At 54.3% G+C, this 26,238-nt stretch carries 28 protein-coding genes and 1 pseudogene; 15 read left to right on the top strand and 14 right to left on the bottom strand.

Annotated features, from left to right (window positions below):
- The first annotated feature begins 16 nt into the window (after positions 1 to 16).
- On the top strand, positions 17 to 481 hold the full coding sequence (locus tag HKD28_RS14325) for an Lrp/AsnC family transcriptional regulator (protein ID WP_328750703.1): 465 nt from the start codon (positions 17 to 19) through the stop codon (positions 479 to 481).
- 170 nt (positions 482 to 651) lie between these two features.
- Here HKD28_RS14325 and HKD28_RS14320 read toward each other — a convergent pair whose 3' ends face one another.
- The 3 genes from HKD28_RS14320 to HKD28_RS14310 are packed head-to-tail and all read right to left on the bottom strand — an operon-like array spanning position 652 to position 2,564.
- A complete protein-coding gene (locus HKD28_RS14320; RefSeq protein ID WP_194268899.1) occupies positions 652 to 1,026 on the bottom strand; it encodes a hypothetical protein in 375 nt (124 codons plus the stop codon).
- A 58-nt stretch (positions 1,027 to 1,084) separates the two neighbouring features.
- Positions 1,085 to 1,774, bottom strand: coding sequence for an aspartate/glutamate racemase family protein (locus HKD28_RS14315; protein ID WP_235993518.1), 690 nt, complete (start codon positions 1,772 to 1,774; stop codon positions 1,085 to 1,087).
- A 58-nt stretch (positions 1,775 to 1,832) separates the two neighbouring features.
- Positions 1,833 to 2,564 carry an aspartate/glutamate racemase family protein gene (locus HKD28_RS14310; protein ID WP_194268897.1) on the bottom strand — a complete coding sequence of 244 codons (732 nt, stop codon included), beginning with the start codon at positions 2,562 to 2,564 and terminating at the stop codon, positions 1,833 to 1,835.
- A gap of 114 nt (positions 2,565 to 2,678) precedes the next feature.
- Here HKD28_RS14310 and HKD28_RS14305 point away from each other — a divergent pair, with 114 nt between their 5' ends.
- Positions 2,679 to 3,512 carry a helix-turn-helix transcriptional regulator gene (locus HKD28_RS14305; protein ID WP_194268896.1) on the top strand — a complete coding sequence of 278 codons (834 nt, stop codon included), beginning with the start codon at positions 2,679 to 2,681 and terminating at the stop codon, positions 3,510 to 3,512.
- Positions 3,513 to 3,821: 309 nt separating this feature from the next.
- On the opposite strand, the gene HKD28_RS14300 is transcribed toward HKD28_RS14305, so the two are convergent.
- Both HKD28_RS14300 and HKD28_RS14295 read right to left on the bottom strand, forming a co-directional pair.
- Entirely contained in the window at positions 3,822 to 4,331 is a 510-nt protein-coding gene (locus HKD28_RS14300; protein WP_194268895.1) for a hypothetical protein, read from the bottom strand.
- 70 nt (positions 4,332 to 4,401) lie between these two features.
- Positions 4,402 to 4,608, bottom strand: coding sequence for a hypothetical protein (locus HKD28_RS14295; protein ID WP_194268894.1), 207 nt, complete (start codon positions 4,606 to 4,608; stop codon positions 4,402 to 4,404).
- Between the two features lie 277 nt (positions 4,609 to 4,885).
- Between HKD28_RS14295 and HKD28_RS15815 the strand changes: the two genes are divergently transcribed.
- Positions 4,886 to 5,215, top strand: a complete 330-nt coding sequence (locus HKD28_RS15815) for a hypothetical protein (protein ID WP_235993516.1) — start codon at positions 4,886 to 4,888, stop codon at positions 5,213 to 5,215.
- Positions 5,216 to 5,230: 15 nt separating this feature from the next.
- Positions 5,231 to 5,689: pseudogene (locus tag HKD28_RS15810) on the top strand (YdcF family protein); the annotation flags it as partial.
- Between the two features lie 41 nt (positions 5,690 to 5,730).
- On the opposite strand, the gene HKD28_RS14285 reads toward HKD28_RS15810, so the two are convergent.
- From HKD28_RS14285 to HKD28_RS14275, 3 genes are all read right to left on the bottom strand, one after another.
- Positions 5,731 to 6,669 (bottom strand): LysR family transcriptional regulator, encoded by a 939-nt coding sequence (locus tag HKD28_RS14285; RefSeq protein ID WP_328750696.1) that lies wholly within the window; start codon positions 6,667 to 6,669, stop codon positions 5,731 to 5,733.
- Positions 6,670 to 6,745: 76 nt separating this feature from the next.
- A complete protein-coding gene (locus HKD28_RS14280) occupies positions 6,746 to 7,720 on the bottom strand; it encodes an NAD-dependent epimerase/dehydratase family protein (protein ID WP_194268893.1) in 975 nt (324 codons plus the stop codon).
- Positions 7,721 to 7,925: 205 nt separating this feature from the next.
- Positions 7,926 to 8,297, bottom strand: coding sequence for a winged helix-turn-helix transcriptional regulator (locus HKD28_RS14275; protein ID WP_194268892.1), 372 nt, complete (start codon positions 8,295 to 8,297; stop codon positions 7,926 to 7,928).
- A 167-nt stretch (positions 8,298 to 8,464) separates the two neighbouring features.
- On the opposite strand from HKD28_RS14275, the gene HKD28_RS14270 reads away from it, so the two are divergent.
- The 3 genes from HKD28_RS14270 to HKD28_RS14260 all read left to right on the top strand — a co-directional run bounded on the left by HKD28_RS14270 (position 8,465) and on the right by HKD28_RS14260 (position 10,084).
- A complete protein-coding gene (locus HKD28_RS14270) occupies positions 8,465 to 8,857 on the top strand; it encodes a DoxX family protein (protein ID WP_194268891.1) in 393 nt (130 codons plus the stop codon).
- A gap of 35 nt (positions 8,858 to 8,892) precedes the next feature.
- Complete coding sequence (locus HKD28_RS14265) at positions 8,893 to 9,636, top strand: SDR family NAD(P)-dependent oxidoreductase (RefSeq protein ID WP_194268890.1); 744 nt, start codon at positions 8,893 to 8,895, stop codon at positions 9,634 to 9,636.
- Between the two features lie 109 nt (positions 9,637 to 9,745).
- Positions 9,746 to 10,084, top strand: a complete 339-nt coding sequence (locus tag HKD28_RS14260; protein ID WP_194268889.1) for a VOC family protein — start codon at positions 9,746 to 9,748, stop codon at positions 10,082 to 10,084.
- Positions 10,085 to 10,829: 745 nt separating this feature from the next.
- Here HKD28_RS14260 and HKD28_RS14255 read toward each other — a convergent pair.
- The 6 genes from HKD28_RS14255 to fucP all read right to left on the bottom strand — a co-directional run bounded on the left by HKD28_RS14255 (position 10,830) and on the right by fucP (position 15,992).
- Positions 10,830 to 11,711 (bottom strand): AraC family transcriptional regulator, encoded by an 882-nt coding sequence (locus tag HKD28_RS14255; protein WP_194268888.1) that lies wholly within the window; start codon positions 11,709 to 11,711, stop codon positions 10,830 to 10,832.
- 76 nt (positions 11,712 to 11,787) lie between these two features.
- On the bottom strand, positions 11,788 to 12,171 hold the full coding sequence (locus tag HKD28_RS14250) for a type II toxin-antitoxin system VapC family toxin (protein WP_194263415.1): 384 nt from the start codon (positions 12,169 to 12,171) through the stop codon (positions 11,788 to 11,790).
- Positions 12,168 to 12,464, bottom strand: a complete 297-nt coding sequence (locus HKD28_RS14245; RefSeq protein WP_194263414.1) for a type II toxin-antitoxin system Phd/YefM family antitoxin — start codon at positions 12,462 to 12,464, stop codon at positions 12,168 to 12,170. Before HKD28_RS14245 ends, HKD28_RS14250 begins: the two co-directional genes overlap by 4 nt.
- Positions 12,465 to 12,514: 50 nt before the next feature.
- Complete coding sequence (locus HKD28_RS14240; protein WP_194268887.1) at positions 12,515 to 13,153, bottom strand: tyrosine-type recombinase/integrase; 639 nt, start codon at positions 13,151 to 13,153, stop codon at positions 12,515 to 12,517.
- 145 nt (positions 13,154 to 13,298) lie between these two features.
- Positions 13,299 to 13,775, bottom strand: a complete 477-nt coding sequence (locus tag HKD28_RS14235) for a DUF4113 domain-containing protein (protein WP_328750714.1) — start codon at positions 13,773 to 13,775, stop codon at positions 13,299 to 13,301.
- A gap of 882 nt (positions 13,776 to 14,657) precedes the next feature.
- Positions 14,658 to 15,992, bottom strand: coding sequence for an L-fucose:H+ symporter permease (fucP, locus tag HKD28_RS14225; protein WP_194268886.1), 1,335 nt, complete (start codon positions 15,990 to 15,992; stop codon positions 14,658 to 14,660).
- 329 nt (positions 15,993 to 16,321) lie between these two features.
- On the opposite strand from fucP, the gene HKD28_RS14220 reads away from it, so the two are divergent.
- The 8 genes from HKD28_RS14220 (at position 16,322) to HKD28_RS14185 (ending at position 26,216) form a co-directional block, all read left to right on the top strand.
- Positions 16,322 to 17,299 (top strand): LLM class flavin-dependent oxidoreductase, encoded by a 978-nt coding sequence (locus HKD28_RS14220; RefSeq protein ID WP_194268885.1) that lies wholly within the window; start codon positions 16,322 to 16,324, stop codon positions 17,297 to 17,299.
- Between the two features lie 319 nt (positions 17,300 to 17,618).
- Positions 17,619 to 19,898, top strand: coding sequence for a TonB-dependent siderophore receptor (locus HKD28_RS14215; protein WP_194268884.1), 2,280 nt, complete (start codon positions 17,619 to 17,621; stop codon positions 19,896 to 19,898).
- Positions 19,895 to 20,173, top strand: a complete 279-nt coding sequence (locus HKD28_RS14210; RefSeq protein WP_194268883.1) for a hypothetical protein — start codon at positions 19,895 to 19,897, stop codon at positions 20,171 to 20,173. Before HKD28_RS14215 ends, HKD28_RS14210 begins: the two co-directional genes overlap by 4 nt.
- Entirely contained in the window at positions 20,122 to 20,469 is a 348-nt protein-coding gene (locus tag HKD28_RS14205; RefSeq protein ID WP_328750692.1) for a hypothetical protein, read from the top strand. The genes HKD28_RS14210 and HKD28_RS14205 overlap by 52 nt, the downstream gene beginning before the upstream one ends.
- Positions 20,469 to 21,833: a PepSY-associated TM helix domain-containing protein gene (locus HKD28_RS14200; RefSeq protein ID WP_194268882.1), complete on the top strand. Its 1,365-nt coding sequence runs from the start codon at positions 20,469 to 20,471 to the stop codon at positions 21,831 to 21,833. The genes HKD28_RS14205 and HKD28_RS14200 overlap by 1 nt, the downstream gene beginning before the upstream one ends.
- A 189-nt stretch (positions 21,834 to 22,022) precedes the next feature.
- Positions 22,023 to 22,547, top strand: coding sequence for a sigma-70 family RNA polymerase sigma factor (locus HKD28_RS14195; protein WP_194263341.1), 525 nt, complete (start codon positions 22,023 to 22,025; stop codon positions 22,545 to 22,547).
- Positions 22,548 to 22,618: 71 nt separating this feature from the next.
- Positions 22,619 to 23,632, top strand: coding sequence for a FecR family protein (locus HKD28_RS14190; RefSeq protein WP_194268881.1), 1,014 nt, complete (start codon positions 22,619 to 22,621; stop codon positions 23,630 to 23,632).
- A gap of 82 nt (positions 23,633 to 23,714) precedes the next feature.
- On the top strand, positions 23,715 to 26,216 hold the full coding sequence (locus HKD28_RS14185) for a TonB-dependent siderophore receptor (protein ID WP_235993513.1): 2,502 nt from the start codon (positions 23,715 to 23,717) through the stop codon (positions 26,214 to 26,216).
- Positions 26,217 to 26,238: the final 22 nt, after the last annotated feature.

Genomic DNA, 26,238 nt, shown 5'->3' with positions numbered 1-26,238 from the left:
GAGAAAAAAGACCACCGTGAAGCAGTTGGATGAGTTTGACAGAGCAATTCTGCGCATTATTCAAAAAGACAACAAAACACCACAGCGGCGCATTGCAGAGAATGTTCATCTGTCAGCGGCGGCTGTGCAGAGACGTATTGCCGCTATGGAGAAGAGCGGCATTATCAAGCAAAATTGTGCTCTTCTGAATGTGCATGCTGTTGATATGAACATTACCTCTATAGTTGAAGTTCACTTAAAGGATGAGCGCATAGAAACTGTTGATTCAGCAAAAAACGTATTCAAATCGACACCTGAAGTTCAGCAGTGTTACTATGTCACAGGAGGAATTAGCTTTGTATTGATTATTGTAACCTCTGACGTAAAATCCTATGAACAAATAACGCGTCGTATATTCGCTCAAAATGATTTTGTATCCAGTTATCGTTCACTCATTGCCTTAGATAGAGTGAAAACTGGCAGCGAGATTGTTATACCCTAATGTCGGCTAAACGCTGAGTAATTGCCTGTTAAAATGTCCGACATGTGGGCGTCTGCTGCCTGTCTGCTCCCACAATGTAGAACAGACAGGCAGGTCAGGGGGGGGGGGAACCCGAAGGTCCGCTTATCACGGAAAATAGTGCTTCTTTAGACGTTCTAATTTCCATACCGTCAGCGGCATAACGTGCCAGCAATGCTATCAAGTTGTCGGTCATAAGATGTGCGTTCTGCCGCGCCCAGAAATGTCTGATTGCGCTTGAGGGGGTTCGTATTCGTACGAACAGCCTCAACCTTGCGCCACAGACGATCGGCCAGTCGTTGTGAGATGCGGCGCGCCCTGCGGGCGGTGCCAATGTCCGCCTGAAGGATGTTAGCGCGTTCCGCAATATGCGCCTGTTGCGGATCCATGATCTCGGCTCCAACAGAGCCGACAAGTTCACGTTGTGCCATCAGGTCGCAAGCGGGATAATCGGTTCTGATCGTTTGCGCACCAGCGGGTGAGGCCAGAAGGTAAATCGCGAGGAACAGTGCCCAGACGGGTTTCATTCTCATATTCCCTGACCTGACTTGCTGGTGCGTCAATCGTATAACGGATGCGAAATCGTCAATCTTTGAGTGTGTACTCTATTGCGGCCTCAGCGTGGAGCGCTGTGGTGTCACAGATCGGTACACTGCTGTCCTCGGGGCGTACCAGCAGCATGATTTCGGTACAGCCCAGAATGATGGCTTCTGCACCCGCTTCGACTAAACGGGAAATGACTGCTTTGTAGGCTGCGCGGGATGACTCCTTGATCTGGCCTGCCACCAATTCTTCGTAGATGATGCGATGAACGGTCGCACGATCCTCGTCGTTTGGCACGATAACGTCGAGACCATGCTTGTTGATCAGACGACCTTTGTAGAAATCATGCTCCATTGTAAAAGCCGTTCCCAGTAGGCCAACTTTCGAAAAACCTGCCGCCTTGATCCGCTCGGCCGTTGGGTCAGCAATATGCAGGAGCGGAATGCTGACCGCCGCCTGTACCGCTGGAGCCATGCGATGCATGGTGTTGGTGCAGATCAGCAGAACCTTGGCTCCCCCCGCTTCGAGCCGCTGCGCCGCATCGACCATTTTTCCGGTCAGGCCTTCCCAGTCCCCTTTATGCTGAAGCGCTTCGATCTCGGAAAAGTCGAAAGACCAGAGCAGGCAGGGTGCGGATGCCGTCGGCCCACGCTTATTGCGAACGCCTTCGTTGATGATGCGGTAATATTCTGCCGAGCTTTCCCAACTCATACCGCCGATGAGGCCAATCATGTGCATATTACTCTCTCCTGAATGTCAGTGTCGTTTCTTCACAGGCCACGGTGAGCAGTTATTTTGCCAGAGCAAAGTCTACGATGGCCTGAATATGCAGACCGGTCGTATCGAAGACAGGGAAGTCTTGAAAATCTGACTGGTTGATAAGCAGAAATATCTCGGTGCAACCCAGGATTACGCCTTCCGCGCCCTCTGCCCGTAGCGCTTCAACTACACGCAGATATTCGGCCTTGGACTCTGGCCTCAGGTCACCACGAACCAGTTCGTCAAAGATGATGCGATCGACAATTTCCTTGTCGATTTCGTTTGGGACAATCACCTCTACACCAAATTTCTCGCGATAGCGTTTGCATAGCGCTCCCGATTGCATAACCGGCATCGTACCTAGCAAAGCTACGCGGGCTATCCCGGCCTTGCGTATGGCTTCGCCGGTCGGGTCAGCGATATGGATGAACGGAGTCGTGCGTCCCGCCATGGCCGGCTCGACCACGCGGTGCATAGTGTTGGAGACGCAGGCGATGACATCAACACCTGCCGCTTCAAGGCGCAGGATCTTGTCCTCCAGATAGGCCGCGGCTTCTTCCCAGCGATCTTCACGCACGAAAGACTGGATGTTCCCGAAATTAACCGATGCGATGATGATCTCGCCATTATCCCAGCCACCAAAATGCTGGTTCAGTTGCTCGTTAAGCATCCGATAATATTCGCCAGTCGCCTGATTGCTCATGCCGCCGAGAATGCCGATAGTCTTCTGGCGTAAAGGGCGCTGAGATGAAATCTCATTCATGTCTGATCGCTCATCTCCGTAATAATCTGTATCCTGAATAATCGATGCATTCGGGACAGGATTGGAAAATCCTGCTCTGATGCGTCACAGGGCACAGATTGGGATGAAGGAACGATGGCGAACCCCCGAGACAGGTTGAAATTGTGGCGTGATTCCAGTCTGCAGGGTGGGATGGATGTGCTGCGGGCATCCTGCTTCGATTATCGCTATCCCGCGCACTCGCATGATGAATTCGTCATTGCCGCATTCGTTCGCGGCGCTCAACGACACCGCATTGCGCGCTATCAAGGCGTCGCTGAGCCAGGTACCGTCATGATTATCCCACCGGGGGAAGTGCATACTGGCGAAGCCGTGGAATGCGATCTCGGGTGGGATTACTGCGCTTTCTACCCAACTGCCCCGTTCATCGACATGCTAGCGGCAGATATCTTGCCGGGGGCGGGCAACCTCGATTTTGGACTCGACCTTCTCCGCCAGAACACGGACCTCGCCGATAGGCTCTTACAGGCCTCGTTGCTCGCCTCACAGTCTCAGGATCCGCTTGAGCGGCAATGCGCCGTTTATGAAGCACTGGGTCATATCATCGCACGGTATGGCGAGCGTACAGGGCGATCAATCAAAGCTGAATCTCGTCCCGCCGATATCCGGAAGGCACAGACATTTCTCGCAGACGAATTTCACGGACATCTGAGCATCGATCAGGTCGCTTCGGCTGTTGGGATTAGCCAATATCATCTCATGCGCAGTTTCCGGACAGCGACTGGACTGTCGGTCCATCAATTCCTGACACAAATCCGGCTCGGTCACGCCAAAACCCTTCTCGCTCGAGGCGTAAGTGCCGCGCAAACGGCGACGAGCGTTGGCTTTTATGACCAGAGCCACCTCATCAATCAGTTTCGTCGACATTTCGGGGTTACGCCAAAGCAGTACGCAACAGCATCGCATTAGGCAGATCGAATGAACAACTAGCTCACTCTCGTCTGTTTCTATGGATATGGGTCAATCGTGAACTGAGCGACGATATGCACACTGACACCGAGCCGGATCACTAACTAGAGTCGTCTCGCCCAACGACATCATTGTGATTGATGGCTGTGCTTCGTCAGTAAAGCGGGGGTAAACGGAAGGTCGGCTATCTGACAATAATAGCAGGACAGCGGACGTCACCGGTGTCCTCACACATAGCTTTTAGGTCAGGGTGTCTTTCCGAGAGCAGACATAGCGCTTCAAAACATATGTGGGAAAACAAGAGCTCCCTCACGTCGCAGGGTTTTCGGCGGCTTCCTGCATTGTCAGACCCCGCAGCGTGCTCAGGGTCAGCATCTTCAGTGTCGCGTCGGTAATGTCTTCTGCGGTCGCATCGAGAGGCAGGAAGATGCGTTTGGACGTGTGGGGACTTTCCCATGATTCCCAGGTGCCATTGCGGTGTTTGATAATCGCTGCAACTTGTATTCTGCTTCTGGTCTTTTCAAGGCTCACAGCGACCATCCAGGTGGACGCGCGCGCATTGGCTGGCGTCCGATATTTATAAGCCCTGCGGATCTCGGCCCATAGGGCATCATTTCTCTTCAGGCCAAGCGCCTGCAGTGCCTTTCTTTGCTTACAATCGTGAAAGATTTCTGTGTCTTGGAGATCTTCACTTGTCCTCATGGCGTGATCGATATTCTCGATCAGCCACTCTCTGGACGCAGGTGCCGCCGTATGCGCGCACCAACCGGTTGGCGAAATAAAATTCCATCCACAGGTCATCGTGGCGGCTACGGCCACAAACCGGTCCGTCGCAAAAAACAGAAAGCCGTCAGTTCCCTTCCACGGATTGGGCATTCTCAGACTTTCTTTAGCTAACGGAGTGAATGGTGATCTGAAGACTCTTCGACTGAGCCGTGTCGAGATTGTAATTGTTCACATACATCTCGATGGCTTTTTTACCTTCACAGATTTCAGCCCATTCAGGAAGATCGGTCGCAGCATGGATGCAGCCTAGTGGCCGCTGACGCAAGGCAATAGCGCGTCGTACTGCTGTCGTGGCAAGATCTGCGGTCATACGGACTTCAGCCTTGGTCTATGGCGGTTCGCTTACCAAATGTCGGCTTTCGGAGAAGCATCATACTCGCTGGGAGGTCTGACATGTAGGCGTAATCGGACTACCGGTTTTTCGTGTCGTAAGGGTTGGGAATAGCCAGCAGTGAAGGCAGGGATACCATCAGATACTTCCTACGGATGAAAAGCAGCTTGTTGGGGGCATTTTCTTGAATCGCGCGTATTGCGGATGAAACGTTATGTCCTGTTTAGTGGAGCTTTCGACGAGAAAAGAGCATCAGATGTCCGAGTTCAGTAGCTTCTTGAAAACGCAGAGTGATATTCATGCCGTCAATGCAATAGCGGCATTTTTGTCGCTTACTGTCCTGCCACAGCCTGACAGTAAGCCAGTCGATCTGGTGGTTCACGCGGGGAATGCCATTCTTGAAACGGCTCATGCTGCTTGCAAAGCGGCACTGGACGCAAATTGTCCCCTGGTTTTTTCCGGCGGGATTGGGCACTCGACCATGCTTCTTGTGGAGCGCGTCAGAGCAGAAAACCTGCTGCCAAAAGAAAACATGGAGAACCGATCAGAATCTGAAATTTTTGGTGCTTTGGCTTCTCAGGCCTAGAATTTCCCAAAAGAAAAACTGATTCTGGAAACACGCTCGACTAACTGCGGTGAGAACGCAGTCTTTACGAAGTCTCTTCTCTCGGAACTGGAGCAGAAAGCCCGGACGATCATCCTCTTTCAGGATCCGACGATGCAGTTACGAACTTTCGTGACCTTCCAGAAGGTCTGGCAGGACGCGTCCTGTAAAGCCGTTTTTTATAGCTGTCCGACCTTTGTGCCTCGTCTCCAGACGCAAGACGGGATCACGACATATGCTGCGGAGTTACCGTTTGGGTTGTGGAGCCCTGAGCGATTTTTGTCCCTGATTATGGGAGAAATTCCCCGGTTACGAGACGACGAAAACGGCTACGGACCATTGGGACGAGGCTTCATCCCACATGTCGACATTCCTGTCGAAATTGAAACTGCTTATCAACATGTTTATGGGCTTTTAAATAATCATGGAAAAACGAAGGGCCGCATCCTCACATGACGGGCATGTTTACCGGGAGATGTCTTGAATTCATGTGTGAATTACAAACCTAAGGGACGAACTTCCCGGATAAGATCGATCAACAGGCGCAAACCCAGAGGGACCTGTCTTCGGCTGGAGTAGTAGATTTGATACCCCTCACCTCGGGCAGCCCATTCTTCAAGTACAATCTGAAGCCCGCCATTTTTCAGGTAGGGGGAAAACACGGGTTCCATACAATACATAAGACCAGAGCCAGCCAACGTCATGGCCAACATCGTGGGACGATCATTCAGGACAAACTGGGTCGGGACTGACATTGAGAACTCGCCATCAGGCCCTTCGAATTCCCATTGATAAATACGTCCGTCACCTAATCGCCCGTTGATACAGCGGTGATTTTTAAGGTCGCTCGGTGTCTGTGGGATACCGAACCGCTCAAAATACGCTGGAGCTCCTGCTATAATCCACCGTAAATCGCCTGAAATACGCTGCGCCACCATGTCTTCCGGCACGGTGCCACTGACACGGATACCGGCATCGAACCCCTCATGGGTGATATCTACCAGACGGTCCGTAGCTTCAATTTCGATTTTTATTTCGGGATATCGCTCTGCATAGAGTGCCAGAACAGGGGGTAAAATCGTGTGTGCGGCATCCACCTGCGCGTTAATTCGGATGCGTCCTTGGGGGGAATCACGATGTTTGTTCAGCCGTTCCACGGCCTGATCGATATCTTTCAGCGGCACTTCAATTGAATCACGGAACTCTTCACCTGCGGCGGTCAACGTCACGCTGCGGTTCGTTCTATTGACGAGACGCACGCCAAGCTTTGCTTCCAGCCCCTTTAACGCATGACTGATTGCCGAGGGGCTCACCCCCATTTCCAGGCCGGCCAATCGAAAGTTGCGATGTCTGGCGACGGCTAGAAAGTAGGCAAAATCGGTGAGTTGGGAGCGCGCTACGGACATATTTTGGGTTTCAATCGTTCCTGCTGGCACACGCCACAATCTTCTTTTCTTCAAACGCTAGCGTAGTGATCACGAGAGCAATCAAGCCGTGAATTTGGGGGGACGATCACCCCCAAGCCTCGGGCTTTTCCACCCTGCCGTTCTCGATAAGCCACGCAATTGATTCCTTGACACCAGCTATGCTGCTGTAGGCAGGCTCATAACCGAGTTTCTGGCGAGCTTTTTCGATAGACAGGCACGAACTCCGCGCGAAATGCTCCCAAGAGTGATGGGCTTCTTCTGGCGTGGGCTGCAGCTTCATCCATTCCTCATAGGGAGCATAAGCAATCTTCGGTTCGAAACCAAACCACGTAAAGATCGTCTCCGCGTAGCCTCTCAGGTTCAGCGCCGTATCTGAAACTGCGTTGAACGTCTCGCCAATTGCAACGCTGCGATTTGTCATTGCACGCTGGATCAGTTGCGAAATGTCGGCCGCGTGAACATGGTTCACCGTCTCCAGTCCGAGATTGGGAAGGACGATTTCTTCACCACGAGCCATTTTGGAAAAAACGGCTGCTTTGTCGTTCGCGAGGGGCGTAATCGGGGTCCATCCTTCGCCAACGATCTGACCGGGGCGAAAGATTGTCGCGGGGAAGCCAGTGGTACGCGCCTCGTGCATAAGCCATTTTTCAATTTCAGCCTTGTCGATACCGTATTCGCCGAAGGGATTAAGAGGCTCGTCCTCACCCGCTGGTACTGCGGCGGTGTGGCCGTAAACCCAGAGCGTGCTGCAATGCAGGAAATGTTCGATCTTACCACGGAGCGCTTCAACCAGTGGCCGGGTGCTGGCCAGATTGAACGAAATAAGGTCGATGACGATATCCGGTTTCAAGTCGACGATGCGGTTAACAAACGTGCCAGCTTTTTCTTCCGCTTGACGATCCACCGCAACTTGCTCGACGCGATCCCAGGCCGTGTTATGAATATAGCTTTTGGCCAGTCCCCGGCTGACACTGACCACGTCGTGCCCCTGATCGACAAGCGCTGGCACAAGATATGTTCCGATATGGCCCGTGCCACCGATGACGATAATTCTCGACATTGTCATTCTCCATGCAGAGGGCGTTCACATTACGGTATCGAAAATAGCGCTTAATGCAGACTTTTCTTCCCCCTATTCGTTCAATGCCTCGATGAAGAAACCTCATCAAACAATGCATATATGTTCGCAGTTGTTAATCACGCGAAATCGAACAAAAATTTCACGCAGGATTTGTGTGGTGCGCTGAGAAAAACCTTTCGATCTTTTATTTTTCTAACCTCTGCTTCTTCCGCCCCCGAGTGATCGCTTTCTGAGGCACGGTTTTACCATACTCCAGCCACCACGCGCTCAGTGCCTCCATGGTTGGCCCGAGACCCCGTGCTTTGGCGGTCATTTCATATTCCACACGTGGGGGGACTTCCGCATACACCGTGCGGGAGATCAGACCATCTGCCTCCAGTTCGCGGAGTTGGGCGGTCAGCATGTGCTGGGTGATGCCGGGTATCACCTTGCGCAATTCGCCAAATCGATGAACGCGCTGGTTGAGCAGCCACATGATTTCGAGCTTCCACTTGCCTGAGAGCATCGAGAAAGCGCGTCGCATCTCGTCCTGCATGGTGAAGTCATCGTCAGCCATTAGTCATACTTTCCATACTTACTGTCAGTAATTCATCCTACTTGCGACAATTCATGCAGAGGATCAAATCTTATACACGCTCGTGGCGTCAGACCCAATGAGCGTATGAATACAGCGTGACATCGGGCCGATGATCTCATCGAAGCACGATGCGATCGGGAACAGTTATGACCGCAACCCTTCTCTACTGGATCAGCACGATCCTTCTGTCGCTGCTCTATTTCGGTTCTGCGACCCTGTACCTGACCAAAGCCGCGTGGGTTCGACAGACACTGGCGGACTTGAACTATCCAGCACCATACCTCGTGCCGCTCATGATCGCGGTCAAGATTTTGGGACCATTGGCAATCCTCTCACGGATCAGCATTCCCCTGAGCGATCTGGCCTATACGGGTATCTTCTTTCAGCTGCTCCTGTCCGGATCGGCACATCTCGGGGTTCGGAAACCTCAGGGTGCCTTGCCCGCTTTGATCGGTCTGGTGCTGCTGACCGCGTCTTTCACGACCCAGAACACTGCACGTGCGGTCCCGTCGCCATACGCCATGGCCTGCACGCGCTGACACAGCAAAACCTTAAACACCAAAGGGAAATGACCATGGGACGACTTGAAGGAAAAATCGCACTCGTCACAGGCGCCAGCCGTGGCATCGGTCGCGCCACCGCCAAACTGTTTGCCGCTGAAGGCGCCAAGGTCGCCGTGCTGTCACGCACACCGCCTGGCGTCGATGCAGTTGTTGCCGATATCCAAGCTGCTGGCGGCACCGCTCTGGCGGTTCCTGCCGACGCAGGAAATGCGGACCAGATCAAGGCAGCCGTGGACAAGGTGATTGCGGCTTATGGCGGTCTCGACATCCTTGTGAACAATGCTTTCGATGCAACCGTCGCCTATTCGTCGATCCTTGATCTGTCGACTGAGCAGCTTCAGCGCAATTTCGACATGGGACCAACCGCCTACCTGCACTTCATGCAGGCTGCCTATCCTCATCTCAAGGCCAGCGGCACTGGGCGTGTCATCAATTTTGGTTCGATGGCCGGGATTATCGGCCTTGCAGGTATGGGGCCTTACAATATGGCAAAGGAGGCCGTGCGTGCGCTAACCAGAACGGCTGCGCGTGAATGGGCCGGTGACAAGATCACTGTCAACAATGTTCTCCCCGTCGCCGAAACCTGGGGACCAGAGGCCAATGTGCCGCCAGCCACCAACCCGCTTGGTCGCTATGGTTCCCCGGAAGAAGACATTGCCCCTATGGTTCTCTTTCTGGCCAGCAAGGATGCCCAGTTCATGACGGGATATTCTCTGACACCCGATGGTGGATCGATCATCGACAGAGCGCGCTGAACCGGTAACGCGACGAGCACTGGTCGGGGCAACTGGAGGGATCACCATGATTGCCTCTCCCTTGCAGTTCATTGCCGCTCGGGCCGATCCCGTTACAAGGAAACAGATCATGAAAATTCACGCTGTCACTATCGATACCACCAATCCGCAGAAGCTCGCAGCATGGTGGTCCAAGGCTCTAGGACTAGCGATTGGCAATGATTATGGCCAGATCGTCCAACTGGCTCCATCGCCCGATCTTCCTCTCATCCAGTTTCAGAAGATCGAAGAGGTTCCCATACAGCGCAATCGCGTACATCTCGACCTCAGAACATCTGATCTCGACCATGAAAGTCAGCACCTGCTCAGTATCGGCGCAACGCTCGTCAAACGCTATGAACTCCCGCAGATCCGTTACGCAACATTCCTGGATCTGGACGGCAATACGTTCGACATCGTCTCAGACTGAGCAAACCAGAGGCTCCGCTTTGGCGGAGCCTCAAGCAATCGAGCCCTGAATACATGCCTCACCTTCCCATCAGTTCCTTTTTTATCGCCATTGTCTCAGTCGCTTTGATCGGGCTTTCTGTTCCCGTGTCTCTACGTCGCGTGAAGATAGGAGATATGATCGGGGACAGCCCCGATCAACCGCTGCATCGCCGTATCAGGGCGCAGGGAAACTTCATCGAAATGTTCGTCTCTGCCTGATTGGCCTCGTTCTGACCGAAGCCGAAACCGCTTCCCTATGGCCTGCACTGAGTATCGGCATCGCACTTGTCTGCGGGCAAGTTCTCCACGTTATCGGCATGTACGGCAATGATGCCACCTCTGCGAGGGCTTGGGATGGTGTTGACCTATCTCTCACTTGTTCTGACAGCACTGTTCCTGTCAGGCATAATGCTGGGTTTTGTGTAAACATACCCTTTTTCACATACAGAGGTGGACACCATTTTTCGGACAGGACGATAAGCTGTCATCCGACCTGCGAGAGGACGGGCTTATGGGTAAGGTTACGCGTAAGATGAGCGGCGGAGTTCAAATCAGGTGTTGTGCTTGAACCGTCTCGGAATTGACGGAGAGGTCGGCATCTGAACATATCGAAGGCGTAAGCAGAGTTCTGCTTCCCTCAAGGACTAAACGGACAGGGATTTTGCGCGATAAGCTGGCTTATCTCCTGCTTAATTCTGGAAGGTGCAGGCGGCCATTCCAGTCTTTTATTTAAGCGGTAGAAATAGGTCTGCAACCGCTTCGTGCTCGGGTACCTCTGGAAAAAATGCGATGCGCTGGCAGTAGAGGGGGAAGTCGCGGGCTTCCTCCCCGCTTTGCGGGAGCCAGTCGCGGTAAAGATAGAGAGCAGCGGTTTCCAGATCGTCGGTATGACCTACGACCCGCAAGACGGCACACCTCCCGCCAGGAATGGTGCTGGACAAAATGTCCTCATTGCCTGCTTCGAAGACCCGCTCAGTCCCAACGCATAAATCCAGTCTGTAATCGTTTGGGTTTGTGGCCTGCGGGTCGCAACGAAATATGTTGAACGTCTCGCTACTCCGCGGCACAAGCCCGACCGTTTTTCGCCATCTGATGAACCGTTGAATGGTCGTCCCGATCGTGGCGGGAGGCCCACGATGCTCCATGATCGCCACCCGAATGGGTGACACCTCTCGAATGGTCACATCACTTCTGTTGAAAATCTGTTGCATGAGCTTATTTCTCGCATTCATGAGAGGCCCGAAGGCAGTAAGCCACGTCTCCCAGTCAGGAGATTTTCGGAACGATGACGGTGACTGCCCGAACCGTTGCCGAAAAGCGCGGGCAAAAGCATCGGGGGCATCGTAGCCGGCATCCATCGCGATCTGCGTGACGCTCTGATCGTCACGATAGGCCAACCGGAACGAAGCGCGCTTCATTCGGCTAAGCTGAATGTAACGATGAACTGACAGTCCGAAGAACGCCGTGAATTGCCGGTGGAAATGGAACTTCGAGAACGCTGCGACCTTACTTAATGCTTCCAGGTCCAGCTGATCGTCGAGATGACATCCGATATAATCGAGCACCCGAATCATTCTGGCATGGTAGGTTTGGAATGCTGGCGTCACTGTCGGCTCCATCGTGGCGACAGTATCTAGACAGGTAGCCGCAAAGTCCGCTCGACCGATCTTGCGGTTTCTACATTCATGAACAGCGTATTCTCTTGATGGGGTAGTGATCCATTTGCCCGTCTTCCGAAAGGAACGTGGCGTGTTCAGCTTGCGCCTGCGCCATCAGGAGATGGTCAAACGGATCACGATGATGCAGAGGCAAAGATATCAGGATTTGCAGGTGTTCAGGCTGTATTGACAGCAGAGAGAAGCCTTCCACAGGGATGGCTGCCAGAATATCATCCATATCCGCATCCAGCTTTCCGATACGGATTTTGATCGCAATCTCCCAGAGTGACACGATACTTACCAGAAGATCGTGGGCCGGATCTGCAATGATCTCTCGTGCATTCTCACCCAGCCGTTCGGAGTCCGAAAGCCACCAAAGCAACGCATGCGTATCGAGCAGAACCTTCACAGGTCGCGTTCCATACTTTCAAGAATCTCGAGAGGTGTCTGATCAAAATCTTCGCTCATTCTGATCCGCCCACGAAGAGCTCCCGGCTGACGACGGGGGCGATAGGACGGAGTTGGTGGCCGCAGTTCAGCAACGACCTGATCGTGAGACGTCACGAGGATCGTACTGCCCTGCCTGACCTGCCGCAGATAAGCAGTCAGGTTTCCCCGGAACTCCCGAACCCCGATTTTCTGTGGGGCTGGCGCGTTATCTGAAAGATGCTCGCTCATGGTCTCCTCCCTATGTGTCATCATATCATGTACACAGAAGGAGGAGGTAGAGAATTCCCGAGACACATTCGATTTCAGAGATCCGTGGCTTCCGACAGTGCCAGAGCGTCCTCAACGTCCACCCCAAGGTATCGAACCGTACTATCCAGTTTTGAATGACCCAGCAGGATCTGCACGGCTCGGATATTACCGGTTCGTTTGTAAATCATGGCAACCTTAGTCCGGCGGAGCGAATGAGTTCCATATTCCCCGGGGATCAGTCCCACCGCCTGAACCCATTGATCCAGAAGCCGGGCGTATTGCCTTGTGCTCAGGTGAGCTTTGGCGCTGAGGCGACTTGGAAAAACATAATCATTCAGGCCACCACCGCGGTGCTCCAGCCACGTCCGCACGCTTTCCCGCGTTGTTTCTGTAATTTCGAATTGCACAGGTCGCCGGGTTTTCTGCTGGACGACCATGGCTCGGTGGCGCACCTGACCACTGGTCACGATGTCGCCGATACGAAGGCTGACAAGATCGCAGCCTCGGAGCTTACTGTCGAGAGCAAGATCAAACAAAGCCTTGTCTCTGATACGATGCTCGCTCCCCAGCCAGAACCGAATAGCCCAAACGTGCTTTTCTTTGAGCGCCCTCTTGGCGCCAACCATTTTTCCTGCATTCCAAGGCACGGACGCCTTCAGCGTAGGCGATGGAAAACGCGTTTTCTTTTCCATGATAGTTTCTCCTGATCAGCTGCACATGCAGCAATCAGAAGTCTGGAGGAGGACATCGGCGGATAACGAGGACTAATGCAGACCGTCCGCTTTCCGGAAGCTTGAACGGCTCTGCTTATGACCGAGATGTAGGCGTAAGCGGAAGTTACCAACTCCTCGCCCTCACGATCTCCTCCAGCCTGGTCGTGTAGCGGGCTGACAACAGGGACTGTCGCGGCGACCATGTCCGCTTCAGTCCCGTTGATCCCGGCCGGAGTGTCCCGCTTCCAAAGCGGGCATTCACCGCGTCCAGTGCGGCCATGACCGTGGCGGACTGGACCGGATCCGGGAATGCAAACATCTGACCCTGACTGCCGGCAGGGCGGAGATCAGACAGAATTACCCCAGCCTTGAAATACCGATAGCCCGGAAGCCAGATGGCACGACCGAGTGCTGTGGCGTGCCGGATCAGATCTCGGGCATCAGACGTCGGCTCGATCGTGACGGCCGCGTGCTTGGCGTACCAGGGATCGCCATTATGCGGATTGGTCTGCATCAGAACGGAGAGATGCACCGCTTCCAGGCCGTCCTCTCTCAGCTTCTCTGCGGCCCTATTCGCATAGTGTGCCATGGCCTCGCAGATCTCTCCCCATTTCAGCAGTAGGCGGCTGACATCAGGCCGATCGTGCCTTCGATATTGTCACCTGCGAGGGATGCGAAGCCGATCGTGCGGTCGCCTTGGTAGTTCATCTTTCTGGCCTCCATAATAGAACATAAAGAGAACAAACGAGAGCGCGTCAATGGTTTTGTGAGAACGATTTTGGGAAGTCTATTGTTTGCAAGAGGATAAGCGCCCCTGCCCTTTTCGACCGAATCTGATCGCCCCCCATTTTCATTTCCCTGCTTAGTGGCATCCCACTTGCTAGGATCGGGTGGCGCGGGATAGCAGAGAGAAATAAGGCCGGGTATCAATCCGGGAATTTTAATTTCTAAAAAGCTTTATATCTTCTATTTTCAATAATATGGCGAGAAGATATGACAGACACTCTCCTGCCAGAAATACCCTTCGCCATTAGTGACCGTTATTGACCAAAGGCAGCCAAATCTGCCCTTTTCTTCCATCCGATTTGTGTCTGTTAACAAAAAAGAACAAATGGCAACCAAAATACGGATGGGGGTGTCCAGTGCTGACAGGTATCGCTGTGCGTAAGCAAGGCAGCACCACAAAAATCAGCGTATGCTGTAGAGAGGTGGCTAAGTCGATCCTCATAGAGGCCGGGGAATGCCGACGGTCCGGACGAACAGTTCCATCTACACCTTCTGTTTGGCGAAGGCATGCTCGACACGCGAACGGATCCTGCCTCTCTTCAATTATCGCTTTGCGCCTTGAATAGAAGATCTGGATTTACACAGGAGAACTTAGACAGGACTTAACCAGAGAGACGAACCAAAGGTGCCACAAACACGAAGCGATATGGCTTCGTGTTCGAACGCCGTATGGAAGTTTTTCCGGCATATGACGTCATTAAAGCGTGGCATCGAATACGGCATTGGCAGCCGTTTCATCTGTTTTTTTCATGCAGTATGCTGCGAACATCGCGATCACAATAAAGCATCCCATCGGAACGATATATGCAAGCTGCATGTTCCCGCCGGTAGCGTCTGAGATATAGCCTTGCAGAAGCGGAAGGATACCGCCGCCGCTGATGCTCATTACCAGAATGGATCCGCCGTAAGCACGGTCATGACCAAGTTCATCAACGGTAAGGCCGTAAATGGTAGGCCAGCAGGGGCCAAGCAGTCCGCTGACGAGGATGGCCGCATAGACAGCCGTAAAGTCGTGCACCATCACCGCGTACCCCAGTGCGAGAATGCAGAGCAAGCTATAGACGAGCAGAACTCTTGCAGGCCGTGCATGTCGCATGAAGAAGTTGGCGACCAGCTTGCCAGCAAAAAACGCACAGAATGACAGGATCAGATATACGGAGGCCTGTCGTTCGTTGATGTGTCCCAGCCTCATGGAGAGACGAATCATGAAGCTCCAGACGCCCACCTGTGCGCCGACATACAGGAACTGCGTCAGAATACCGAGGACGAAGCGTTTGTTGGCGAACAGGCGCTTGAGGGCGCCGGTCGTATCAAGGGCGTGCTTCTTGTGCTGATCCCGCCCCTTGCAGGCCGGATAATGCGTGATGCCAATGCCGATCATGACGACCAGCAGCACTCCGAGAATATAAACATATGGCTCGAGAGTGGCGTGGATCATGCCGAGTTGATGCTGCCACGCCTGAGCCGCTGGCATGGCGGAGAGCTGTTCACGCGAAAGATCGCCATCCCTGAAAATCAGGTAAGCTCCCATGCTGGATCCCAGAATGGCGCCGATTGGCTGGAAAGCACTGGCAAAGTTCAGGCGATGGGTACCGCGCCCCGGAGGGCCGAGCAGGGTGCAATAGGTATCGGCCGCAGTTTCAATAAAGACCAGCCCTGCCGCCACGACGAACAGCGCTACGAAGAAAATCTGATACGTCGCGAAATGGGCAGCGGGAAAGAACAGGCAGCAGCCGATGAGATAAAGCAGCAAGCCCAGCTGGATCGACCATTTGTAGCTGAAGCGTTTGATGATCATACCGGCTGGAATGCCCAGCACGAAATAGCTGATATAGAACGAGAACTGTACGAGCGCGGACTGAAAATCCGACAGCATGAAGGCTTTGCGGAACTGCCCGATCAACACATCATTGAGGCTCATTGCGCAGCCCCATAATGAAAACAGACAGCAGAGCAGCCCGAATGCGAGCAATGGTGTGCGGTTCAGGTAAAAGCCATCCGGAAGCTGGACGACGGGATCGGACTTGGCCACGGATTGCCTCGTAGAATTTGTTGACCGCTAAAGATAAAACTGGCGCCTCGGCGTGAGGCTATCATTCCATCTATAGATTTCGTTATATTTAGCTCGAATATCACATATAAAATGTTTTGTGAGAGGTATTTTATGTGTTTTCTCTGCTCTGACTTCTTGGGGGAGATCACGTTGTATGGAGGTCCAGGATCGCGGGGATGTATCGGTAGCCATCTTTTCTGAGGTCGGAGCAGGGCGTCCCCCGAGTTTTAGAAGGTTGGCCCTTTCTGCTTGGCACATCCCACAGTTCACCCCACCTGTATGGGCAAACTGCTGACAGGGCGTTGCACATGATTCCACTTTCAATTCTCGATCTCGCGTTCATCACCGAAGGCAGTTCGGCGACCGAGGCGCTTCATCGGAGTGCGGATCTTGCGCAGCATGCGGAAAGTCTGGGCTTCAAGCGTTTCTGGCTGGCTGAACATCACTCAATGGCGGGCATTGCCTCCGCTGCGACTGCGGTAGTAATCGGCTATGTCGCAGGCGCTACGAAAACCATCCGGGTGGGTGCAGGCGGGATCATGCTGCCAAACCATGCGCCGCTTGCTGTTGCCGAGGCGTTCGGCACGCTGGAAAGCCTTTATCCGGGCCGGATCGATCTCGGGCTGGGACGGGCGCCCGGTTCCGATCAGGCCACAATGCGCGCGCTGCGTCGTGATCCGGCCTCTGCTGACCGCTTCCCACAGGACGTATTCGAACTTCTACGTTACTTTGAAAAGCCGGAACAGGGTCAGGCAGTCTTTGCCGTTCCGGGCGCGGGGCTGACTATACCGGTCTGGCTGCTGGGATCGTCCCTGTTCTCCGCTCATCTGGCCGCCATCATGGGGCTGCCATTCGCATTTGCCAGCCATTTCGCTCCTGATCTGATGGAAGAGGCTCTGGCGCTTTACCGTGAGCGGTTTGAGCCTTCGGAGCGACTGCAGTCACCTTATGCCATGCTGAGCATCAACGCAGTGATCGGAGAAACACAGACCGAAGCGCAGCAGGCGGCAACATCTCTACAGCAGCATTTCGTTGCTTTACGTCAGGGACGTCCGTCGACTTTTCCTGCACCTCGGTCAGTGTCCTGGAATAGTCAGGAACAGCGTCTCCTTGACAGCACACTACGTTATACTTTCGTAGGAACCGCAGAAGACGTCACAAAAAACATTTCCGCTTTCACAGAGCGGTACAGGCCTGATGAACTCCTGATCGGTGCGCCGTTATATTCTCAGGAGGCAAGGCGAAGGACCCTCAGTGGCATCGCCCATCATCTGATGGAAAAATAATCCTATATCTGAGCACACGCGGTGGTACTGAGAGACATAGCGTAGGCTAAAACCGTGCAGCAGTTCTATGCCGCCATGGGTCACATTCCCTATGGCAGCCTAACTGCTACAAGCCGGTCTTCGACGCTCCCGGGTCAATTTATCCAGCCATTTTTTCCGTTATTGCACGTGCGGCACCTGCCTTCTGCGGACTTTAATCGGGTATGTGTCGCCTCTGGCAACAATAAGTATTTTTCCTATCCATCCACGTCATCCAGTTGACAATGATTCTCATTATCGAAATAGAAAGGGGTAAATTTAGTTTTAATGAAGGCGCTCCATGAGTTTCTCCCGGCTTATCTGTGGTACGGCGTCCTGCCTCGCCCTGAGCGCACAGATCGCATCCGCAACCCCCTCTGACTCGCAGGACAAACGCACCGGGAAAACTACGTCTGGCCAGACCGCCAGGCCTGCGAAGCCGAAAGCGACAGGTTGGCCTGCCGAAATCATCACCGTTACCGCAACGGGCCTGTCGCAGGCCGGAGCCTCGACCAAAACCCGCACACCCATCATCGAATCTCCCCAGACGATCTCGATCGTCAGCCGCGATGAAATCGAACTGCGCTCCTCCCCCACCATCGCCGATGCCCTCGCCTACACCGTAGGTGTGCAGGCCGAACCACAGGGCATCGACAACCGGGTTGACGAAGTGTCCGTGCGTGGATTTGGGGCGGGCGGTTTTTCATCGAACAACAATTTCGTGGACGGTCTGCGCCTGCCCGCCGGTGGCCAGTGGACGCGCACATCGTTCGATCCGTTCGCCCTCCAGCAGATCGACGTCCTGAAAGGCCCATCCGGAGCGTTATACGGCCAGACGGCGCCCGGCGGCGTGGTCAATCTGGTCACGAAACGTCCGACGGAAAAAAGCGAAGGAGAGTTCTTCGTCCAGAGCAGCGGATACACCGATCTGGAAAACTGGCAGGGACAGGCTTCCGGCGATGTGTCGGGAAAACTGACCCATAACGGTAGCCTCACGGGCCGGATGGTCGCTCTGGCGAAATATGGTGGCACACAGGTCAATGACGTCACGGCGGGCCGCTATTACGTCTCCCCCAGCCTGACATGGAAATTTGCTCCCCATTCGACATGGACACTGCTGGCGCAATACCAGCGCGATGTCGGCGGTTCGACGTTCCAGTTCCTGCCCGCAACTGGCACGCTTTACGCCTCCAAAGGCCGTTACATCGCCAATGACGCCAATATCGGCGAACCCGACTGGAACACATTCGACCGAAATCAGGCGCTTTTCGGATCGTTTCTGGAACATCGCTTCAACCGTTTCCTGACGGTGCGGAACAACGTCCGCTATACCTATCTCGACACACTCTACCGCTCCACGGTCCTCTCGGGTGACACGCTTGCGAAATGCGCCAGTACTGTTGCGGGATGTGTGGCAGGAGAAACGGTCAACCGCCGTGCCGTGGAAGGCCGGGGACGGTCACAGGGCGTCGCCATGGACACACAGATCGAAGGCCATGTCCGCACCGGCCCCGTACGTCACCTCCTCCTCGCAGGGACAGACTATTTCTTCACGGACTGGAACCATGACCGCGACCTCGTCAGCGCGACACTGGTCAAGCCGCTTCTTAACATTTTCGATCCTGTCAGCCGTGGCAGCGCAGGTTACGAAAACAACCTGTCGCCGCAGGTCTATACGTCCACGGTCAGCCGCCAGAACGGAATCTATTTTCAGGACCAGCTCAAGTTCGAGCGCCTGCGCGTTACAATCGGCGGCCGTCAGGACTGGGCCAATGACAACACCTATAATATCCTGACCCGCAAGCGATACATCACGCCATCGCAGGCCTTCACCTGGCGCGCGGGCGGCGTCTATCTGTTCGATAACGGACTGGCACCCTATTTCAGCTATGCCCAGTCCTTCCAGCCGACCGTCTCTGATCCGTCCACGGCCAAGAACGGCCTGCCCTTCAAGCCGACCACTGGCGACCAGTACGAAGCCGGCATCCGCTACCAGTACGGCAAGAGCATCTATGTCACGTTCGGCGGTTACCAGATCACCCAGAAGAACATGACGACCCCCGACCCCGACGGCGAAACCTGCGGTACCGCGACCTGCCTGATCCAGACAGGCAAAGGTCGCGTCCGCGGCCTCGAACTCGAAGGACGCGCCACCCTTCCATGGGACATGGCCGTGATCTTCACCGGAACGCGCAGCGACGCCCGCATCCGGCAGTCCAACACACCGGGACAGGTCGGCAACTATCTGCCGCAGGCCCCGAAATGGATGGCCTCGCTCTTCATCGACCAGCGCATCCGCTACGGCGCCCTCCGCGGTCTGGGGGTCGGCGGCGGCGTGCGCTACACCGGCACAAGCTACGGCGACACGGCCAACAAACTGGCCATCCCGGACTACACGCTGTTCGACACCTTTCTGCGCTACGATGTCGGCGATGCCCATCCCGCCTATAAGGGCCTGATGCTCTCGCTCAACATGCGCAACGTCGCCAACAAGCGCTTCGTCGCAACCTGTACGGCGGTAGCCGCTTGTTATTACGGGCAGGGCAGAAACCTCACCGCCCGACTGGAATACCGCTGGTGAGTCCGGCCCTGTCCTACGCTCTCGCAACCCTGTTCATCGCAGGGGGCGGAGCACTGCTCTATGCATGTTCCGCCAACCAGAAACTCCTGAACCGCCCCCTGCAAGGCAATGTTTCGATTCTGCTCGGGGTCGGGTCTGTGCTTGCCGGAACAATCATCCTGACAACCACAACGAGTTTCTGCACCGCCTGCCTGATGGGCATGACCCTGCTCATGATCGTCTGGTGCCTGCTGCCACTGGGCGCATCTCTCCTCGCTGGCAGGTCCCGACCATGACGCGCCTGCCGCAAACTCTCGACAACCGGCACTGGGTCGCGAAAGTCTCCGCCGCCATCCTCGCGGGCGGTGGCATGACATTCGCCATCATGGCCGTCCTCGGACGCCTCATTGGCACAAATGGTGACCCCAGAAGCCTCTCCGCTCAAGCCCTGATGTGGCTGACAGCCATTCTGTGGGTTCTGGTGCTGGGAACCTGCTTCCTGTTCCCCACAGGTCGCCGGGCCTGGGCAGTGCTGGGCGGGGGCTGCGTTGTCCTCTGGGGTCTCTTTCTGCTCCTGAGAGCATTATCCTGATGAAAATCCGTTCCGATATCCTGCGCGTCTACCGCGAAGTCCATAGCTGGGTCGGGATCTGTGTCGGGCTGCTTCTGTTCGTGGCGTTCTTCGCCGGTGCGATCAGCATGTTCGAACAGCCCCTCCAGAACCTGACCTCACCTCAACTCGACATGCCGCCCCCGCTGCCCTTGTCCCGGACACCAGACCTGCTCGAAAAAATCTTTAGCGCCTATCCGCAGGCGCGGCAGACCTACACAATCCTGCTAGCCCCGGACCGCAGCATTCCTGGCCGCGTGGCATGGCCTGTACACCCGCCCCACGGCCACGACGCAGGGCCGATGTTCGTCGCAACGCTGGCCCCAGACGGCGCGCTGGTCGTCCGTCAGCAGGCCATCACCCCGGTCGCGCATTTCATCGACATGCTGCATCAGGAACTGGGCATCCCCCTGCCCCATGCAATCAGCCGACCGTTCATGGGCATCATCGCGCTGCTCTATGGCATAGCCCTGATCTCAGGCATGCTGCTGTTCCTGCCCACACTGGCCCGCAACCTGTTCGCCTTCCGCTTCCGCGAGGGGCCGCGCAAACTCTGGCTGGACCTGCACAATCTGCTGGGCTTCTTTTCGCTGCCCTTTCACATCGTCATGGCCCTGACCTCGGTGGTCTTCGCATTCCATGACCCCATTTTCGCAGTGCAAAGCCGCGTTTTCGGCACATCCCATGCCTCCCAGCATCTTCCGACGCATACAAGGCCTCATCCCATCACGGCGGACCAACACCCCGACGCACCGCTCCTCACCCCGACCGCACTCGTGACGTCTCTCGGAACACAGGCCCCGGGCTTCGTCCCCACCACACTGGCCTATAGTCAGGGCCATGGCGGCATGATGCTGCGTGTCAGCGGGCAGGACAGCCGCTACAGCATGCGCGGTCCCACGGCAGGCTTCGCCACGGTCGATCCCCGCAGCGGCAAAATCCTGTCCGCGGATTACCTCCCCGGTCATCAGAAAACCGGCTTTGCCATCCTGACGGTTTTCTTCGCACTGCATTTCGGCAGTTTCGGCGGCAACGCGATCCGATGGGGTTATGTCGTTCTGGGTCTTGCAGGAGCCGGCATGTTCTATACCGGCAACCGGCTCTGGATCGACGCCCGCCGCCGCCGTGAAAAGGCAGCAGGCCTCTCCCGGGACAGCCTCCCCACCGCCATTCTGGCTCGACTGACTCCCGGCTGGACCGCAGGCTGCATCAGCGGAACTGCCATCATCCTTCTGTTGGGGCTCGTCAAACCCGATATCATGACCGGAAACGCCGTAACTTCTGTTTATTATGCCGTCTTCCTGGGAAGTATCGCCGTTTTTCTTTTCCGACCGCAAAAATCATGAAAACGTTGAAAATCACTTATATTTTACGATGCTCGGCAACAGTCAGAGCAGTTACCCGACACAGCAACAGGACCTATGCACTATAAACAGAACGGGGTTTTCTTTTACTGTTTTGAATGATAATAATTATCATTATCTATAAAACCCGAATCAGCAGCCTTGTGCCGATCGGACAGGAAAGACCGTGTCGTGCCGGCAGATGAAAGCAAGTGCGTCCTAGATGCCTATCTCAGTTACAGGCACCGGTCCGTAGATCTTGCTGCGTCCATTGTTGGATGCAGGGCGCAGGCCGAAGATCTTGTTCACGACGCTTTTGTCAAAATTGCGCTGACCCACCGACCGGAGCTGGAGATCCGACATCCCTTGGCTTACTTCCTTCAGGTTGTTCGCCGTCTTGCCATCGATACCATGCGCCAACGCAATATCCGCAAAACTTCCGACATTGCGGATCAGGGGCTGGAAATCCTCCTTGCCGATCCTCTGACACCAGAACTCCATACTTCAGGACGAGAAGAACTGGATGCTGTGGAACAGGCTCTGGCTGCCCTGCCCGCGCGCACACGGCGCGCTTTTGAGATGAAGCGATTTGAAGGCCTCAAACTGAGGGAAATCGCGATAGCACTCGATATTTCCGTTGTACGTGCCTCCCAACTTATCAACGATGCTCTTCTTGCATGCCAGAATGTTCTTGATTCTGCCGATCCCCGCACCTGAATGACTGACATCAATATGCGCTCCCCGTGCTCGATAACCTCCATTCGAGCGAAGAGGAGAGCCGACGAACCATGAAACAGATTCCGGATATCCCTCTTTCTGAGCAGATCAGATCAGAAGCCAACCTCTGGGCGATTGTTCTGACGGACGATCCAGATAATGACATCCTGAAACAGGATTTTGCCGCCTGGCATGCGGCCTCTCCCCTTCACGCCCAAGCCTGGCGCGAAACACTCCACACCTGGAGCCTGACTGGACAGACCACGCCAGCTTTTGCTCACGTTTCCCTGCCAGCAGAAAGCCGGAAACCGCTCAAAAAAATCCACCGCAGCAGAATGCTGGCCAAAAGCCTGCCCATCGCCCTTGCCGCTGCGGCCTGCGCAGGACTCTGGCTTGGGTTCCCTGCAATCCAGACCGCGGCCATGGCAGATCATAAGACAGCGGTCGGCCAGAACAGCCGGATCGTTCTATCCGATGGCAGCGTCGTCACACTGGGAGGCCACACTGCAATTGCCGTTCATTACAGCGCTGAACGACGGAATGTCACACTCCTTGCCGGAGAAGCCTTATTCGATGTCCGACATGATCCTCGTCGCCCTTTTCAGGTAAAGGCCGGCATCCTGCAGGCCCGCGACATCGGTACGCGCTTTGATATCCGAATGGATTCTACACAAATTCGGGTTGACGTTCAGGACGGACGTGTTGGAGTTTCCTGGCAAATGAAGCCAAGCCTTCCAGAGACACGACTGGGTCCGGGAGATGAACTGGCGCTTGATCTGCAAAGCGGCAGAATCTCCCGTACAACAGTCGATCCTGATTGTATCGGGGCATGGCGGGACGGAACACTGGTTGTTGAAAATGATACCAGCGATCATGTGATCGCCACCCTGAGACGCTATTATCCAGGCTTCATTCTTACACCATTCCCAGAACGAAAACTGCATCGGATTGGAGGGCTTTATAATCTCCACGATATCCCCGCCGCCCTGCGCGCTGTTCTGATGCCAGCAGGGGGAACCGTACACAGGCTCGGAACCCACTTTATGATTGTCGTGCCCGCTTCGGCACATGATTTGCTGAATTAATTCCGGCCGCCCTCTTAAAAATTCTTACCGCCATCCGTCCTTATTGTAAATGCGATGCATTCTTAACAAGGACGCCACACTCTTGAAACCGACGAAGCCCTGTGAAAATCCGCTCACTGAACGGAGTTTCGAAAAATCTTCATCCCTCTCCATCCGATCTATCCTGATATTTGCGGGCGTGACTGGAACACTGGGGGTATCCACCGGAGCACTCGCCGCCCCGCTTCAGCTTTCCCAGTCTCAGTCATACACGATCCCGGCGATGCCTCTGGATAAGGCTCTGGAAGTTCTGGGTAAAAAAGCGGGGCTTCAGATCACATACGATCCAGCTCTGACTTCCGGAAAAACGTCACAGCCCGTTATAGGGGCAAAGGACGCATCTGCTGCCCTGCAGCAGCTTCTCTCTGCAAATGGATTAAATTACCGGCGCGCACAGCAAGACACCATCGTCATCCAGAAGGCTTCTGCTGTTTCCGCTATCAGACTCGGACCTGTCAGGGTTGGCGGCCGTGTCTCCAGGAATTCTGATCCCCAGTCAGCATATGGACCGGGCGTTGGGCTGGTCGCAACCCGAAGCGCATCAGCGACCCGAACCGACACTGCCATGATCGAAACTCCAAAATCGATCTATGTCGTCACCAGAAAACAGATGGATGATCTTCAGCCACAGAGTATTGCCGAAGCCCTGCGCTACACACCTGGCGTCGTTACCTCTCCGGGGAACGTTCTCTCAAGTTCCCCTTCAAGCGATACATTCCAGCCCGTGCATCAGCGCGGATTTGAATCCTATACCTTCGTAGATGGCCTCCTGAACGGTACTTCCGTTACAGATCCGTTTTTCCTCGATCGGATCGAAGCCCTGAGCGGACCGTCTTCAGTCATGTATGGCCAGTCCACACCCGGGGGTCTTATCAATATGACCCTGAAACGCCCGACGACCACGGCCCGCCATGAGGTTAATGTCGGGTTCGGCAATTATGGCCGCTATGAAGGACAACTCGATTTCGGTGGCCCGCTTAACAAAAAACGCAACGTCCTCTACCGAGTTGTCGCCCTCGGCAATACACAGGGCTCGCAGGTCGATTACCAGCACTACAAGCGCGTTGCCATTCAGGGTGACCTGGAATGGAAAATCGATGACAGAACCAGCATCACTCTGATTGGACAGTTCGCTTATTCTCCTCAGACCATTTCTGGTGCTTATGTTCCTGCTTATGGAAGTGCCCTCAGCAGTCCTCTAGGGCATATTCCTGTTAACCGATATTATGGCGACCCATCTTTTGATCGCAATTGGGACAGAGAATATCTGGGAGAAGTTCTCCTACATCACGATTTTTCCCAAAATATGCAATTCAACAGTACTGTCCGGTACGATGGTCAGGCAGACAGTCACTGCAATCTTCAGCTGGATACTGTTGATCTCGCAAATAAAACGATCAGTCGCTATGCAACCTGTAACAACAATAATAATGGACGCTCCGTCCAGATGACCAGCAACCTGAGCTACAAAATTTCCACGGGCCAGGTAAGGCACAACCTGCTTGTCGGTGTGGACTACCGGACACAGGCTGAAGACGGGAGAAGTAAATTTTCCTTCGGGAATGTTCCATCCATCAGCATCACGGACCCGAAATACAATCAATACACAATGAGCGACTATATTTCAGCAACACAGGGAAAATTCACACATTATCATTATCAGTATTCCCAATATGCCATATATTTTCAGGACCAGATCAAATGGCGCAAATTCTACCTCACGCTGGCTGGGCGGCAGGACTGGAATTCTTATGGAGCAAGACATATATTTAATCGCCCATTCACATGGAATGCTGGCATTAACTATGTTTCAAGTATCGGCCTGGCACCATATTTCAACTATTCGACATCCTTCATGCCGCAGACAGGATCTATCTATAACCATCAGGTTCTCAGGCAGGCCGATCCGCTTAACGGGCATCAATGGGAAGCTGGGCTGAAATACCAGATCCCTCATATACAGACATTTTTCACTGCGGCTTATTATGACGTAAAAGAAAATAATGTTCTGGTCAGCGATCCTGATTTTCCGAATTACGATCTTGAAATCGGACAGGTTCGTTCACGCGGTGTCGAGCTTTCTGCAAATGCCAATCTGGCAGAAGGGCTGGATCTGACAGCCAGCTATAGTTATTCGCGACCAGTCAACTCAAAAACAGACCTGACAGCTGATACGATCGGGGGTGAGACAGTATCACTGCTCCACAGGACGCTTGTTTATCAACCGAAACATACTGCATCAGTCTTCATCGACTATCGCTTTCCGACATCTCTTGCACCGGGGCTGTCGATAAATTTCGGTGTGCGCTATATTGGTTCTGCGTGGGGCGACGAAGCCAACTCCTTCCGCAATCCAGCCTATGTCTTGTTCGATAGCGGTCTGAATTATAATTTCGCTCAGACATTCCCATCGTTAAAAGGGTTACATGTCCGGCTGAGTATGACAAATTCCACAAACAAAACCTATACATCATGCGGTGGTTTAGATACCTGCCAGTACGGTGAACAGCGCCGAATTTTCGGGCTCATAGGATATCGTTGGTAATCCATTGCCGTAGCCCCTGCTG

The sequence above is a fragment of the Gluconobacter cadivus genome (genome assembly GCF_015244745.1).
Taxonomy (GTDB): domain Bacteria; phylum Pseudomonadota; class Alphaproteobacteria; order Acetobacterales; family Acetobacteraceae; genus Gluconobacter; species Gluconobacter cadivus.
Note: the sequence above shows the minus strand (reverse complement) of the source record. Positions and strands in the feature narration are given on the sequence as shown.